The 13,349-nt window shown below is 65.3% G+C and carries 21 protein-coding genes; 6 read left to right on the forward strand and 15 right to left on the reverse strand.

Translation table 11 applies throughout. The features are described 5' to 3' along the window. Nucleotides 1-62 precede the first annotated feature (62 nt). Together QP045_RS21220 and QP045_RS21225 are read right to left on the reverse strand one after the other, a co-directional pair. Nucleotides 63-398 (reverse strand): ogr/Delta-like zinc finger family protein, encoded by a 336-nt coding sequence (locus QP045_RS21220; protein ID WP_422516998.1) that lies wholly within the window; start codon nucleotides 396-398, stop codon nucleotides 63-65. After that, entirely contained in the window at nucleotides 395-889 is a 495-nt protein-coding gene (locus QP045_RS21225) for a hypothetical protein (RefSeq protein ID WP_422516999.1), read from the reverse strand. The genes QP045_RS21220 and QP045_RS21225 overlap by 4 nt, the downstream gene beginning before the upstream one ends. A gap of 87 nt (nucleotides 890-976) precedes the next feature. Between QP045_RS21225 and QP045_RS21230 the strand changes: the two genes are divergently transcribed. After that, on the forward strand, nucleotides 977-1,222 hold the full coding sequence (locus QP045_RS21230) for a hypothetical protein (RefSeq protein ID WP_422517000.1): 246 nt from the start codon (nucleotides 977-979) through the stop codon (nucleotides 1,220-1,222). 63 nt (nucleotides 1,223-1,285) lie between these two features. Here the strand turns inward: QP045_RS21230 and QP045_RS21235 are convergent, their stop codons facing one another. Then, nucleotides 1,286-1,588, reverse strand: a complete 303-nt coding sequence (locus tag QP045_RS21235; RefSeq protein ID WP_422517001.1) for a transcriptional regulator — start codon at nucleotides 1,586-1,588, stop codon at nucleotides 1,286-1,288. Nucleotides 1,589-1,673: 85 nt separating this feature from the next. Here QP045_RS21235 and QP045_RS21240 point away from each other — a divergent pair, with 85 nt between their 5' ends. The 4 genes from QP045_RS21240 to QP045_RS21255 all read left to right on the forward strand — a co-directional run bounded on the left by QP045_RS21240 (nucleotide 1,674) and on the right by QP045_RS21255 (nucleotide 3,438). Next, nucleotides 1,674-2,327: an XRE family transcriptional regulator gene (locus QP045_RS21240; protein WP_422517002.1), complete on the forward strand. Its 654-nt coding sequence runs from the start codon at nucleotides 1,674-1,676 to the stop codon at nucleotides 2,325-2,327. Between the two features lie 43 nt (nucleotides 2,328-2,370). Next, nucleotides 2,371-2,715: a hypothetical protein gene (locus tag QP045_RS21245; RefSeq protein WP_422517003.1), complete on the forward strand. Its 345-nt coding sequence runs from the start codon at nucleotides 2,371-2,373 to the stop codon at nucleotides 2,713-2,715. After that, nucleotides 2,712-3,134, forward strand: a complete 423-nt coding sequence (locus QP045_RS21250; RefSeq protein WP_422517004.1) for a hypothetical protein — start codon at nucleotides 2,712-2,714, stop codon at nucleotides 3,132-3,134. The genes QP045_RS21245 and QP045_RS21250 overlap by 4 nt, the downstream gene beginning before the upstream one ends. 112 nt (nucleotides 3,135-3,246) lie before the next feature. Continuing rightward, nucleotides 3,247-3,438, forward strand: coding sequence for a DUF6771 family protein (locus QP045_RS21255; RefSeq protein WP_422517005.1), 192 nt, complete (start codon nucleotides 3,247-3,249; stop codon nucleotides 3,436-3,438). A 734-nt stretch (nucleotides 3,439-4,172) separates the two neighbouring features. Here QP045_RS21255 and QP045_RS21260 read toward each other — a convergent pair. Then, nucleotides 4,173-4,337: a hypothetical protein gene (locus QP045_RS21260; protein WP_422517006.1), complete on the reverse strand. Its 165-nt coding sequence runs from the start codon at nucleotides 4,335-4,337 to the stop codon at nucleotides 4,173-4,175. Between the two features lie 426 nt (nucleotides 4,338-4,763). Then, entirely contained in the window at nucleotides 4,764-5,000 is a 237-nt protein-coding gene (locus tag QP045_RS21265; RefSeq protein ID WP_422517007.1) for a hypothetical protein, read from the reverse strand. 126 nt (nucleotides 5,001-5,126) lie between these two features. Here QP045_RS21265 and QP045_RS21270 point away from each other — a divergent pair, with 126 nt between their 5' ends. Further along, nucleotides 5,127-5,453 carry a hypothetical protein gene (locus tag QP045_RS21270; protein WP_422517008.1) on the forward strand — a complete coding sequence of 109 codons (327 nt, stop codon included), beginning with the start codon at nucleotides 5,127-5,129 and terminating at the stop codon, nucleotides 5,451-5,453. 7 nt (nucleotides 5,454-5,460) lie between these two features. Here the strand turns inward: QP045_RS21270 and QP045_RS21275 are convergent, their stop codons facing one another. The 10 genes from QP045_RS21275 to QP045_RS21320 form a co-directional block, all read right to left on the reverse strand. Further along, nucleotides 5,461-5,736, reverse strand: coding sequence for a hypothetical protein (locus QP045_RS21275; RefSeq protein WP_422517009.1), 276 nt, complete (start codon nucleotides 5,734-5,736; stop codon nucleotides 5,461-5,463). Nucleotides 5,737-5,881: 145 nt separating this feature from the next. After that, nucleotides 5,882-6,904 (reverse strand): contractile injection system protein, VgrG/Pvc8 family, encoded by a 1,023-nt coding sequence (locus tag QP045_RS21280; RefSeq protein WP_422517010.1) that lies wholly within the window; start codon nucleotides 6,902-6,904, stop codon nucleotides 5,882-5,884. Beyond that, entirely contained in the window at nucleotides 6,901-7,290 is a 390-nt protein-coding gene (locus tag QP045_RS21285) for a phage tail protein (protein WP_422517011.1), read from the reverse strand. The genes QP045_RS21280 and QP045_RS21285 overlap by 4 nt, the downstream gene beginning before the upstream one ends. Beyond that, nucleotides 7,290-9,932 carry a phage tail tape measure protein gene (locus tag QP045_RS21290; protein WP_422517012.1) on the reverse strand — a complete coding sequence of 881 codons (2,643 nt, stop codon included), beginning with the start codon at nucleotides 9,930-9,932 and terminating at the stop codon, nucleotides 7,290-7,292. The genes QP045_RS21285 and QP045_RS21290 overlap by 1 nt, the downstream gene beginning before the upstream one ends. Before the next feature lie 4 nt (nucleotides 9,933-9,936). Then, nucleotides 9,937-10,059 carry a hypothetical protein gene (locus QP045_RS21295; RefSeq protein WP_422517013.1) on the reverse strand — a complete coding sequence of 41 codons (123 nt, stop codon included), beginning with the start codon at nucleotides 10,057-10,059 and terminating at the stop codon, nucleotides 9,937-9,939. A gap of 8 nt (nucleotides 10,060-10,067) precedes the next feature. Next, nucleotides 10,068-10,382 (reverse strand): phage tail assembly protein, encoded by a 315-nt coding sequence (locus tag QP045_RS21300; protein ID WP_422517014.1) that lies wholly within the window; start codon nucleotides 10,380-10,382, stop codon nucleotides 10,068-10,070. 60 nt (nucleotides 10,383-10,442) lie between these two features. After that, nucleotides 10,443-10,952, reverse strand: a complete 510-nt coding sequence (locus QP045_RS21305; protein ID WP_422517015.1) for a phage major tail tube protein — start codon at nucleotides 10,950-10,952, stop codon at nucleotides 10,443-10,445. A 38-nt stretch (nucleotides 10,953-10,990) separates the two neighbouring features. Then, nucleotides 10,991-12,175, reverse strand: a complete 1,185-nt coding sequence (locus tag QP045_RS21310; protein ID WP_422517016.1) for a phage tail sheath subtilisin-like domain-containing protein — start codon at nucleotides 12,173-12,175, stop codon at nucleotides 10,991-10,993. An 11-nt stretch (nucleotides 12,176-12,186) separates the two neighbouring features. Then, the gene (locus tag QP045_RS21315; RefSeq protein WP_422517017.1) at nucleotides 12,187-12,549 is read right to left on the reverse strand and encodes a GPW/gp25 family protein; all 363 of its coding nucleotides are present in this window, start codon (nucleotides 12,547-12,549) and stop codon (nucleotides 12,187-12,189) included. Further along, entirely contained in the window at nucleotides 12,546-13,085 is a 540-nt protein-coding gene (locus QP045_RS21320; RefSeq protein ID WP_422517018.1) for a phage baseplate assembly protein V, read from the reverse strand. Before QP045_RS21320 ends, QP045_RS21315 begins: the two co-directional genes overlap by 4 nt. Nucleotides 13,086-13,349 lie beyond the last annotated feature (264 nt).

The raw sequence follows: 13,349 nt of genomic DNA on the forward strand, positions 1-13,349 counted from the left end.
GTGCAAAGCCGGGTCAAAGGGGCAGTCGGTCGGGGGCGGGAGCGCGGCGGGGCCGCGTCGAATCAGCCGCTCATGGGATCGGGCGCCTGGGCGACGCTGGGACCGTCCTCATTGGCCGGCACACGGACGTCGTCGTTGGCAGGAACGGGGAGACGCTTTGGCCCCAGCTTCCGGTTGCCGAAGGGCAAGTGGACCGTGGGGTCGGGCATGGCGCTGGGCACGATGGTGCGAACCGCCTCGATCTGCGCCACGAAGGTGTGGCCGCAGTGGTGGTTGGTGCAGACATAGTCCAACTCGCGCACCAGCGGCGCGACCTGTGCGCTGCTGCGCACGAAGGCGCGCGAGCGGCAGTGTGGGCAGTCGAAAGAAGGCTGGCGCGGACGCGCGGTACGACTCATCGGTGGGAACCCCCGGCTTTCCCGACCGGCCCCGCGCCGGTCTTTAGGAAACTGAACAGCCGGCGTTTGACGGCGGCGACGGCGCTTTCGGCCTGGTCGGCTTCGAGCAGCGCCCGCTGCGCATCGTTGGGGCTGTAGCCGGGCTGGCAGACCGGCAAGCTGGCGGCGATCAGATCGCCGAATTCGCGAGCGGCGGTGGCCACCTCGCGGGAAAGGGTGCGTGCGCAGGCGGCGCGTCCGGCGACGACAATCTCGAGCTTTGCGGCATAGGCCTCGTGCAGCGGCGCATTCTCACCGCCGGCGGCGATGTAGGCGGCGTCGAGCGCAATCGCCTGGGACAGACTGGGGACACTGGTGGTGGCGTCGTTGGTCCAATCCCGGATGCACGCGACGGTGCGCCCCGCTACACGCGCAGCCTCGGCATACGAAATCTCCGCGGCAATCGTGAGCACTGCATGGTCGATCGAGCCGGGAATGCGAAGACGCGTCATGCGAACCGCCCCCTTAGGAGGCGGATTGCGCCCGCCCTCGGTACGGCTATCGTGCATACCGCGAAAGACGCACGAAGGAGATGATGCTTGGCAGACGATACTGGGATGGCAGTCAAGCTGGTCCAAGCCATGCTGCTGGAGCTTGAACAAAGCGATCCTGAACGACTCGCGCGGATCGGCGTCGCGCTGGCGCTGATGCGGGGGCGTGGGCGCGAGATGCCCGCAAAGGACAGAAAGGAACTGGATCGTGCCGGCGAGTTCATCGCTGCTCTTCTTCCGTCAGAAGAGTACGCTGTGAACGCATGGCCCGAGCCACCTGTACGCACAGGCTGACCGTCCGCTCGAAGCGTTCTCGCTCGCGCCGCTGACGCGCGCTTTCGTGACGTTGCCGAGGTTTCATGCCGGGCTCCGATCGAAAAGGGCAGCGGAATTCGACGCGACGGCGATCGCGGTGTTCGGTAGATCCTTGGACATCGAAGCAGTCGGTCGGGGATAGAGGTCAGGGCGGAGCAGATGCTTTGAGACGCCGGTCTCTCTCTCGACGGTCAGAACGTGCTCAGCTGGCAGCGGCTTGCCGGAGCGTAGCCACTTGCTGACGGCCGGCTGCCGAACGCCGCAGATGCTGGCGAAAGCGGCCTGCGACCCTGCTTGGGTGACGGCTTCTTGCAAAGCCTGATCGGGGGAAGATTCGACGTCCATATGGCGGCCTCTATTCTAATCGGAATAGAACAGTCAAGGGCAATTCGAGGCTATCGTTCCATTCCCATTGGAATAAGCATGTTGCATGCGGACTGGTGAGCGTATTGCTGAACGTCGGGCGGCTAAGGGGCTCTCGCAGACCCAGCTAGCGCGGAGCGCTGGTGTTTCTCAGGCGACGATCGGCAAGCTTGAGTCGGGGATCAGTTCCGGCTCTTCGCACCTCCATAAGATTGCGCGGGCGTTGGGCACCTCCGCTGCCTACCTAGCCGGCGAAACCGACGACCCCTCAGAAGGCGCCGTGCCGCTGCCTAGTCGGGAGCAACTGCTCGCCGAGCTTGGTCTGGTCGAGGTGGCAGAGATTGACCTAGCGTATGGCATGGGCGGCGCGTTCGACGGCCCGGCCGAGGTTCGGAACAGCGTCTTCGCGCAGGATTGGCTGCAGCGCATCACCCGCACTCCCGCATCCGAGCTTCATATCGCGCGGGGCAGGGGTGACTCCATGGCGCCGACCCTGAACGACGGCGACCTGGTCATCATCGATCGCTCCCAGCGATCGGTGCTTGAGCAGGACGCAATCTGGGCTTTGTCCATCGGCGAGATTCTGATGATTAAGCGCCTCCGCGTCCGTGGCGAGCAGGTTACCCTGCTGTCCGACAACGACCGGGTGCCGGCCGACACAGCGCATCCGGAAGAGGTGAACATTGTGGGTCGCGTGATCTTCATAGGGCGGCAGGTTTAAGCGAGGGGGAGGGCAGTGGTGATGGTGGTATCGAGGCTAACCGATGAGTGACGATGATCGCCGGGCTAGAATTACTTGGGGGATTTCCGATCTTCTTGACCATCCAAACCTGAGTAAACCGCAAGTTCGTGGCATACTAGAAGATCGAATGAAGAGGCCGGTTGCGAGAGGTGTTCTCTTTGACTTTGCGCTGGCGCAGATGCAGTTCAATCTCAAGATGGTCAGCACTCTGATCGTTTTGGCAGGCTCCGACGAGGGTGCAAAGAAGGCCGCGCTGAGCCAGGCACTGGAACTCTACGACGACTTCCAGCAAGGTATTCAGTTGAGGCTGACGAGCATGATGACGGACGAGCTTTACAAGGCTGCGGAAGGGGAGGCGGAAGCGTGAAGCCGAGTGACGTGCCTCAGCTCTTTGATAACGCGGGTCAGATCGCCAGCCTTGAACGCCAGATTGAGCACTTGAAAGGCGGCGGCGGAGGGGGCACATTCGGCGGTATGGAAGCGCGCGTTGCCCGCCTTGAAAGCGATATGGAGCATGTGAAGAAGGCTGTCGATCGCGTCGACGGCAAGCTTGACAGTTTAATCGCGTCCGTCGGCGCCGTTGCCTCCACGATTGCGACGCTTGATGAGCGCACCCGCGATAGCTCGAGCAGCAAGACCGCTTTGACGAACGTGGGCGCCAAGGTGGACGTGATCGAGGAGCGGACCAAGCACCTGCCGACAAAGCCTTATATCTGGGTTTGCCTCGGCGCCGTCGCGACCGTGAGCATCGGGGTGATTTCCGGGGTTATGAAACTGCTAAGCTAGGCTCAATCGTTAGCCGGCGCAGCTTCTGAGTTGACGGATGGGCTACATTTGATCGTGGCTTCGTCACGGGAATAAGCTTGCGCGAATCGGAACAAGAGGAGAACATAGGGTCATGAAGACGCCCGACTCCTCCAGCCTCGCCCAGATCCTCCTCCTCGCCCCGGGGTGGGCACGTATAGGCCTCACAGCCCCGAACCAGCGCCTGCGCGAGCAAGCGGCGGCCGAGCTCGCGGAGAGCATCATCGACGCCCTGGCACGTCCGCAGGCGATCCTTGACGATCGGCAGATGCCTCTCCCGCTTTGAAGTGTCGGCCAATACCCGGCTGGACAGCCTAAGCGATCTGGCGAAGCACCGCGCGAACCTGCGGGTTCGCTGCTCCTGCGGTGCCGAGCATGTTTTCGATTCCTCGCGGTTCTGGCGCTACGCCATGCTGCGCAGCTGGAGCACGCAGCTAGGTGCGCTCGGCCATCACATCCGCTGCCAAAGCTGCGGCAAGCGCGGCCCGCGCCTCAGCGCCACCCCGCAGCCGCCAACCCTCGCGGATCCATTCCCCCGGGATGAAACGGCGTGGAAGGCGCTGAAGCGGCGATTGAGGGATTAACGGCTGCTAGTGGGGGTTAGCTGCCGTTACCGGTAAGCGCGTCCCGGTCCTTGCCCGCAGAAAAGGCAACGACCGAAACTACAAGGAGGGAGAACGCTAGCCAGTCGTTCGAAAGATCTACAAACAGAAGGACCGGCAGCGCGAAGCCCGCCATTAGTGGGTCCCTGCTGTCTCCGGGAGACTTACTCCCCCGGACAGCAGTCCAGAGGCCTGCTACCAAGCCAAGTCCCGCGGCTACGAAATAGCAAATGGTGTAAGCAATCGCCGACACCTGCAGATACTGGAGCGCCGCGCAGACCAGGCACAAGCCTGCAATCACAAACCATAAATGCCGGGGCGGTAGTCGATTGGCCATAGGCATAGCATAGCCGCGAGTTGAACGTCCGCAAGCAGGGCGCTAGGTAGCGTTGACAAATTGGCGTGAGCTTAGCTGCGCTTAATCACGGTTGTTCCGCCTTGCTGTTTTGACTGCCCAGCGGACGAGAAAGCCGACCCCGATGGCGATGACAGCGGAGGGCAGCAAGACTTGGGTCAGAAAGCCATTCTTGCACGCGGTGTCCGGCACGCAATCGCCCAACGCATCGAGGATCAGCAGGAACATGAAGACGGGCACGCCTAATACGGCGGAGGCTATACATCCCCACCGGCCTTCGACCGTCGCCCCGCCTTTATATCCGCCGTCGCCCATTGGCATTGGATAGCCCAATGCCCTGTCTTGGCAAAGAAGCCCGTCGATCTGGATACAAGAACCAGATTGACGCGAACTGGCGACATTGCTTCAAGGCTGCTTTTTTGGGGGGGGGCAGGTTTGAGCCGAGGCGATCTGACCGAGGCAGAATGGCGCGTTCTGAGGGACTTGCTGCCGATAGAGCCTGAGAACCGTGGCAGGGGATGGCCACCGGAGCAGAACCGCTCAAGCGGTCCTTGAACCTAGCTTTTCTGCGGTGACCCCTGGATCACGGCGGAGGCGTCTCCGCCGCATATGTCCGCGATTGGTGAAAAGCGGACAAGCCGTCTTCCGGTCCGATCACTTCTTTGATTGTCGCTTCAGTGTGCCAACCGGGTCGCGCAGCACGCGCACCAGCCGATAACCAATCGCTGCGACGATCATAAGCAGAACGATAGCCGCCAGCACTCGTCCGCCGCTCTCCGGTAGTGCGTTGCTAAGCATGATATACGCGACTGCGCCAGACAACGCGACCAACTCGAAGCCCAGCCGCTTGGCAGTGGTAGTGAGAGGTCGGAGCAAAGCCATGGTGCTCATGATGCGTTTACTCCCCTACGTCCGCAAGTGGGGCGACTCCTGCCCGTCCGCTTCTGGCGTCCGCTTCCGCCTTTGCGAACGGCGAGAAGTGGTGGAAAGCGGAAGTTGCTGTGTTAGTCCTGCGGCATGCTCCACACCCGCGATCTTGGTGGCACGATCGAAGTTGATGGCCTGCGGTATGAGTGGGCCGTTCAGCGGGAGCCACAGTGGTGCACGGTCGATGGCTGGAAGGGGATGACCATCGCTCTCCGCCTGCACGATGCGCAGCGTGAAGCAATTCTGGAATTCCCGATGCCATCCTCACGCCGGTCGAAGCTGCAACCGCAACTATGCCGTCCGCAGGTGCATCAGCGGATCATCGAAAACGGAGTCCGTGCTGCCTTGTCGGCGGGCTGGGAGCCTGCCTCCCGAGGAAAGCCAGTTGTCTTCGAGGTAGATGCCAACGGCTGCTGATGGGGCGTTAGCTGCCCTTCCGGCGGCGAGTCCGCGCCTTAGTGGCGCTCTCGGTCTCAGCATACTCAGCAGGCAGTACATACTTGCCGGAGCGATCGTATAAGCGATCGCCTTTGGTTGAGACTTCCTTGAACAGCAGAAGCGCTCGCCAGCCGACGAACCCAAACCAAATCACATCGAAAGCAATGGCCGCGCCGACTGAAACCGAAAACCTAGGAATGGCTGCGGCTGGCTGATTCAGAAAGGCGAAGAACCAGGGCACCATCCCGACGAGAAGCGTCAAGTGTCCCGCGGCAGTGATCGGCTTGCGCCTGAGGTCCCAATCAACGAACCGGCGGATGATCGGGGCTGATGGCACCGGCACCGTTTCTCACGTCGCCGCTATATCCACAACTAGGGCGCGAGCGGTCGTTCCGTCTAGAACCTGCTTAAGCGCCCTCCAGCTTCACCTGGGTAGTGAAACCTCGATCCCCGAGCGCGTGAGAGACCTCTGCAACAACCCAGCGCTGGGCGTCGATCACGGGTTTGAACCCGGAAGCGGTGACAGGCTGTTCTGGCTTGATCTCGGCCCGCCCCAGAGCGAGATTTAGCCCCAGCGTGCGGGGCTGGCGCGCGGCGCGGCTGCTCTCGGCCGCTGCTGCCGCCTTGGCATCGGCTTCGTTGGCATAGGTGCGGGATAGCCTGCGGGCGCCGTCCGCCTTGCCGATCGTCACCGTCTTTTTCTTCGCCGCCCCGCGATCGTGCCAGCTGGCGATGACGCCGGTCACTTCCTCCTGCCTTTGCACCTGATAGTCGTGCCGATCGCCGTCGCGGCGGTGGATGGTGAGCGCCGGCAGGTTCACGCCCGAGATAGTCGCGGCCTTGCCAAGCGGCGCCAGCACCAGGTTGCCGCGCTTGATGGTGGCGGCAGCATCATGGTCGCACCCCAGGCGGCGCAGGAAGGCGAGGTCGCTTTCCCGGCTCTGCGCCTTGGCGGTGACCGGGATCGCCGCCAGGGCGGGCGCGCAACGTGGTTTCAGGCCGTGTGCGCGGGCGACGTCGGCGACGATCGCGCCGAGCGTGGTGCCGCGCCAGCTGCGTTCGCGGCGCACGCGCATGGCACCGGTGAAGTCGGCGGCGCGGGCGCGCACGGTGATCACGTCGGGCGGGCCGGTGTGCGACACCTCGTCCACGATGAAGGTGCCCTTGTCGACCAGACCGACCGTGACGTCGCCGCCCTGTTTCCAGCCCAGCTGCACGCGGATCTTCGCGCCGGTCGGCGGCAGGTTGAAGGCGCTGTCGCTGTCGTCGAGCACCAGGTCGAGCTGGTCGGATTCGTTGCCGCGCTTGTCGGTGAGCCCGAGCGAGATCAGGCGGGGGCGGTTGCCGTTGCCGGGCACGCGGTCGCGCAAGCGGGGGGTAACGTCGACGCCGTCCACCTCGACCCGATAGTCGGGGATGTTCGCGATCATGCCGGCTGCTCGCTGTCGACGCGGAGAAGCTCGATCTGGAAGTCGATCGCGCGCGGCGTGCCATCGGGAAACAGCCCCTTGTGGCGTTCGTCGAGCGTCTGGATGACGAAGGCACCGAAGATCATGCCGGCGCCGTCGACCAGCGGCCATGCGTCGCCGCTGCCGGCCATATCACGCAGCTGATCGAGCGAGGCGCGGCCGTCGGTCAGCTCGGCATAGGCCGTGCCGCCAATCGAGATCGTTTCCTCGCCGGGGCCGACGAACTGGGTGGCGTCGCGCTGGCCGATCCGCTGCGACGTCGCATGGCGCCACGCGGTGCGGCGTGACAGATCCTCATGCGCGAGGGTGGGCAGCGAGAAGGGGAACATTCCCAGCGACATCAGCATCAGACGTTCCAGTCGGCATCGTCGGCAAAGGCCGAGCGGCTGTTGGCGGATCGCTGCCGCTCGACCTGCTCGATCGCGCGGCGCACCGCCGCCTCGATCTCGCTCGGCCCGCCGGTGCCGCCCTCGACCTTGATGATGTAGGTCCGGGGCGGTGCAGCCGAGGCCGCACTGGATCCGGGAGCGCCGGCCGGTGCGAGTCCGCCAGCCAGAGCAGGCGTGGCAGCACCGATCGCGAGCGCGCCGGTAAGGTCGCGCGACAGGCGGCTGATCCGGTTGACCGGACCGTCAGCGCCGCGATCGATGCCATTGTGCAGGCCCTGCATCATGAAGCCGCCGAAGCCCATGAACACACGCGAGGGCGAGTGGATGCCCAGCTTCTGCTTGAACCAGTTCGCGGCCGAGGTGGCGGCGTTGACGATGGTAGACTTCAGCTGGCCCAGCATCCCAGTCACCCCGTTGATGAGGCCCTGGATCAGGTTGCGGCCGATGTTCGTGAGCATGCCTGGGAGCGGGGAAAGGTAGACGATCCAGCCCACCAAGTAGCCCTTGATGCGTGGCCAGAGCGTCGAGGCGAAGCCGACCACGGCGTCAATCCCGCCTGCGAAGAAGCCCTTCACCCGGGTCCACATGCTTCCGAACCAGGCTGCGACCCCATCCCAGTTCTGGTAGAGCTTGTACGCCCCATAAGCGAGCAGGGCGACAGCCGCGACGATGCCCAGCACAATCCACGTCATCGGGTTGGCGAGCAGCATCAGGCCGGCGCGGGCGACGGTGCCGGCCAGCCCTAGGAATGCTCTCCCGAGCATAGGGACGTATCGAATGGGATACATCAGCCCCTTGGCCACTTTCAGCATCGAGCCGCCGAAGCTGATGCCGAGCGCGGTAGACGCGAACGACAAGGCGGCGAACGGCGCCATCAGACTGGCGAGCAGGATGGCGCCACCGGCGAACAGCGCGAACAGTCCCGCAGCGCCGGCGGCCGTATACATCAGCGCCTTCGCGAACCCGGGGTGTTCCTTCGCCCAGGCGCGCATCCGTGTGGCAAGGCCGCCAGTATATTGCGCCGCCGCTTTCACGTTCGGCAGCAGCTCCTGGCCAAGTTCAAGGTTGATCGCCTGGAGGCCGTTCGCAGCGAGATCCGTGGCGCCCTGCGTCGTGTTGATGCGGGAGAGAAACTCGTTCGTCATCGAGCCGGCGTAACGGCTCTGGTCGGCGACCAAGCCGAGGCGTTCCTTCAGCCCATCGAGGTTGGTCAGCAGCGGGGCGATAGCACCTACGGACTCGGTGCCGAACAGTTCGCTCAGGACGCTGGCCTGCTTGTCCGTGCTGAGCCGTCCGACGCGCTCCAGGACATCAACGATCGTGCCGCTGGAGTTGACCTGCATCGCCTTCGCGACCTTGCCCGCATCGAGCCCGAGCGACTTGAATGCCGCTTTCTGGCTTTTCGCGGCGGCCGTGCCCTTGGTCAGTGTCAGCAGCGTGTTCTTGATGCCGGTGGCGGCGATCTCCTCCTCGACACCGATCGAGTTGAGCGACGAGGCGAGCGCAGCCACCTGAGGCGCGGCGATGCCGGCGACTTCGCCCAGCGGCCCGATCCGGGTGACAATGCCAGCGACCGACGCTGCCTTGCCGCCAAACTTGTTCGTGAGCGCGTTCACCCGGTCGCCGAGCGCCACGACGTCGGGCTGCGTCATCTTGAACGCCTGGCGCCACTTCGCCATCGTGCTGCCGGCATCCTCTGCCGCCATGTCGAAGGCGATGCCCATGCGCGCGGCGTCGCCTGAGAATGCGATCAGATCCTCGCGCTGGCTTGCGAGCGCCGTGCCGCTCTTGTCCATGCCGACGCCGGCGGCGGCGCCGGCGGCGGCGATGTCAGCCAGTTCGACAGCAGTCATGGGGATCTTGGTCGTCAGATCCACGATGCTGCCCTGCATCTGCCTGATCTGGGCGTCGGCCATGCCCGTGACCTTGGCGACGCCAGCCATGCCCTCTTCAAGGCCCATCGCGACCTTTGCAGACGCGACGACGGGGGCTGCGGCCGCCACCGCCGTCCCTGCCGCTGCAAAGCCGGATCCCGCGATGTTCCGCGCCGTGTTGGAGGTGCGGTCGAACCGCTCGCGTGCCCTCCCGAGGCGCTCCTGGCGACTGGTCACCCGTTCGAGATGGCGTTCCTGGGCGGACAGCTCGCGGTTGGTGTCGCGGGCGCGTTCGCGCAGCTCGCGCTCATGGCGGGCGAGGTCTCGGGTTTCGATGCCCGCTTCGCGCAAGCGGGTGCGGAGCTCGCCCAGCTGGATTGCCTCGCTGCGGTGCTGCCGCTCCAGCTGGCCCGCCTCGCGCTTCGCCTTCTCAAACTCGCGGGTCATCGCCCGCGTGGGCGTCGTCGCCTGCGCCATCTCGCGGCCGAGGGCGGTAACCCGTGCCTGTGCCGACTGCATCTGCTGCTCGGTCTGGCGCATGCCGAGCTTCAAGGTGCGAAAGCCCTGGATCTGTTCCTGGGCACGGTCGATCTCGCGCAGGCGGTCCCGCGTTCCGCGCAGCTCGGCCGACGCCGCGCGGGATCCGCCGGCAATGTCCTTCAGCGGTCGACTGACGCGGTCGGCCGCTTCCATAAGCATGCGGATGCGCAGGTTGCGGTCGGCCACGGCGTCAGTCCTTTTTGGGCGCGCGCTCGACGGCGAGCGCGTGCCAGTTCATCAGTTCGGAAAGGGACATGGCGCACATCGCTTCGTAGCCGGGCTGCCCGCGCAGCACCCACCAGATGTCCGCCATGATGGGTTCTACTCGGGCTGGTAGACTGCCTGCTTCGCTTCGTTCGGAAGCAAAAAATCCAGCACCTCGCCGCCGAACTGGGTCAGGTCTGCCGGGTCCATCGCGGCGAAGACCTGCTTGTGCAGGATCGGCGTCGTGATGCGGGGAGCGAGCGTTTCGAGCGAGTTGTAGTCGCCCTGGATCAGCGGGTTGAGCGACAGGCCCCGCATGTCGCCCGCCTGGGGCTTGCGAACCGTGATCTTGGTACCGGCTTCATGCTCAACCTTGCCGGCGACGGTGATCGCAGCCTGCAGGACGAACGAGCGCATCTTGGAATCGGACATGGGTCAGCTTTCGATAAAGGGAAAGTGAGGCGGTCCCGGCGCTGAGGCCGGGACAGGGGATCACAGGAAGCCAAGGTTGGCGCGGTGGCCGGCCATGAGGTCGACGCCGCCGACGATCTCGACCATGCCGAGGCGGTCGATCTCGATGTCAGTCGCGCCGTTCCAATCGAGTTTGTAGTAGGCGAGGACGCTCTTGATCTTCATTTCGGTGTCTTCGCCGGGCTTGGACTCGCCCAGGTCAATTTCCTGGTGCCGGCCGCGCATGACGACTTCGACGCTGGTCAGTTCGCCGGTGTCGTCGTTCTCCAGCGAGCCAACAAAGCGCAGCTGCGTGCCCGAGATCGATGCGCCGTACTGGCGCAGCACGTCGCGGACCCAGCCACCGCAGCTCCACTCGGCCTCCAGCAGGCCATCGGCGCCCATGTCGACGCCGACCGCGCCGCCCATGCCGCCGCCGCGGTACTCCTCGAACTTGCGGGCCAGCTTGGGGAGCGTCATCGAAATATTCTCAGCGATCCAGACGCCGTCGACGAACAACGCCATCTGCTTGAGCTTGCGGGGGAAACCCATGGGTCAATACTCCGTAGAAAAAAGGGGGGCTGCGCAGCTCAGGCGCTGACGAGGTCGGCGAAGTTGGCCAGGAACTCGTCGCTGATTTCCTGGATGAGGTTCAGCCGCTCCAACGGGGGGATTGGGGTGTAGCGATAGCCGATGGTAAGGATGCCGGCGCGCAGCTGGTCGACCGGGTTCCTGGCAGCGTCAAACACGGCGACCGCGCCGTAGATCTCGCCGGCGCGCGTCATCGCCCGGAACTTCTCGTTGCACTGCTCGACGATGTCGCGGGCGAGGCTGGGGATCAGGGGCTTGTCGATTGCCCAGACCAGGCCGGCGGCGATGGTGTCGGCGAGGATATGGGCGGTGCGGGTCGCGGACTCGAACGCAAAGTTCTTGTCGGCGGCGGTGGTGCGCGAGCCCCAGAAGCGCAGCTCGCCGTTGATGCGGACCAGCGTCGTCACATTGGCCGCGTTCAGGACATTGGCGTCGCAGTCCGGATCCTGAATGTCGAAGGTCACGTCGCGGGTGATGCCAACGACGCCGTTGCCGGCGGTGATGCCGGGCAGGGGGACGTTGGAGAGCGTCTTGTGCCAGCCCTGTTCCTGGTCGATCCGCGCGCGCATGGCGACGGCGTGGGCGGCGGCAAAGCTGGGCACGGTGCTGCCGTCGACGCGGCGCACGGTGACGTCGGGCCACAGCAGCATCAGCGCGCGCGACGTGAAGCCGGCAGCATAGGCTTCGACGGCTGCAATGTCGTCGCCCAGCGCCTTGGCATAGGACATGGCACGCAGCTTCTCGGCGACTTCGGCGAGGGCGGCGGTGACGTCGGCGTTCTCAAGGCCCGGAGTGGCGATGATGCGCGGCTTTACGCCGGTCACTGCCTCGGCACTGAGCAGCGCCTGCAGGCCGGTGCGCTGGCCGTTCACGTCGGCGCCGATGATCGCGGCCTGAGTGGCTGCAGCGTCGGCACCTGGTGCGACCCGCACGACGACGACAGGCGCGCGGACGGTGGCGGCGATTGCCGACAGGGCTTCGGCGAGCGTGCCGCCGGCACCGGCCGCGACGATCGCGGTGTCGAGATCCCGCACCAGCACCGGGCGGTTGAGCGGGAAGGCGTCGGCTGCGGCAGCGGGCGCGGTCGCGACCAGGCCGATCACGGCGGTGGCGACCGTCGCGATGATGCGCGGGGCGTTGGAGACTTCGGTCAGGGAAATGCCGTGGTGGTAACGGTCGGCCATGGGTGGTCCTTTCAAGAAGCGCGGGCGGAGCGAACGGGGATTGCGAGGTTGAGCGGGGCGCCGAGGCGGGGGCCGTCGAGGCGTTTGCCGACGATGCGGAGGACGGCGGCGCCAGCGATGTCGCCATTCTCGACCGTGATGCGCGTGGCGCGGATGCGCGGCTCCTGTCGCATCAGGGCGAGGGCACCGGCCGCGACCAGCGCCAGGCGCGTGCGATCGTTCAGCGGCTGGTCGAGCAGCTCGGGAATGTGCGAGCCGTACCAGCGCCGGCCGACGCGGGTGCCGAGCGGCGTGCCGAGAATGTCCTGCACCGACTGGCGCAGATGCTCGGCACCCTCCAGCGGCTTGCCGGTGGCAGCGTCCATGCCGATCATTGCGGCGGGCCCGAGATGGCGCCGCCGGCCTGCACCTTGGTATGGACGTGATCCTTCAGGCTCTTGCCCGCGCCGACGACGTCGCCGCTGGCGGTGAGCTTCCCGGCAATCTCGACATCGCCCATGATCGTCACCGAACCGATCAGCACGATGTCGTCGGCCTCGATCGTCGCGGAGCCGCCGGCCACGCTGGCGTTGAGATGGCGTTGCGCCGGGTCGTACTGGATGGTGGTGCCATCGGCGAAGCGCAGCAGGGTCGACCCGTCGTCGGCGGGCGCAGGCTGCGCGTCCGAATAGAGGCCGGGCAGCACGATCGCGCGCTCGATGTCTCCTTCCGGCGAGAGGACCAGCACCTGTTCGCCCAGGCTGGGCGGCGACCAGATCGCAGCGTCGCCAGCGCGGCCGGCAAGCCAGGGGATGGGGCCGCTTTCGAGATCGCCGATCGCGACACGGCAGGTCGCACCGACGCGTTCGATCACAACGCCTTCGCGCAGCAGGTCGCCGATCAGGCGGGGGGTGTCGACAGGTTCGGCCACGCTGCGACCATGCGCGCGAAGCCGGCCGGGTCACGGGGTGCGCAATCGTAGAGATGCACTCTACGATTGCGGTTCCGCCATCGGCCTCACCTCAGAGGGCGGAGATCCCGCGCAACGCCATGCGGCTCTTCAGGGAAGCGATCAGGACATCCATCTCGGCTGCTGTCTTGGTGACGTTCTTGTAGATGCCGGCCATCGCTATTTCGCCGATGACAGTCTGCGAGGTGTAGCCCACCGCACCGAACACATGCCGGGCGCCAACCG

The sequence above is a fragment of the Sphingomonas sp. 3-13AW genome, from assembly GCF_049311085.1.
In the GTDB taxonomy this organism is placed as follows: domain Bacteria; phylum Pseudomonadota; class Alphaproteobacteria; order Sphingomonadales; family Sphingomonadaceae; genus Sphingomonas.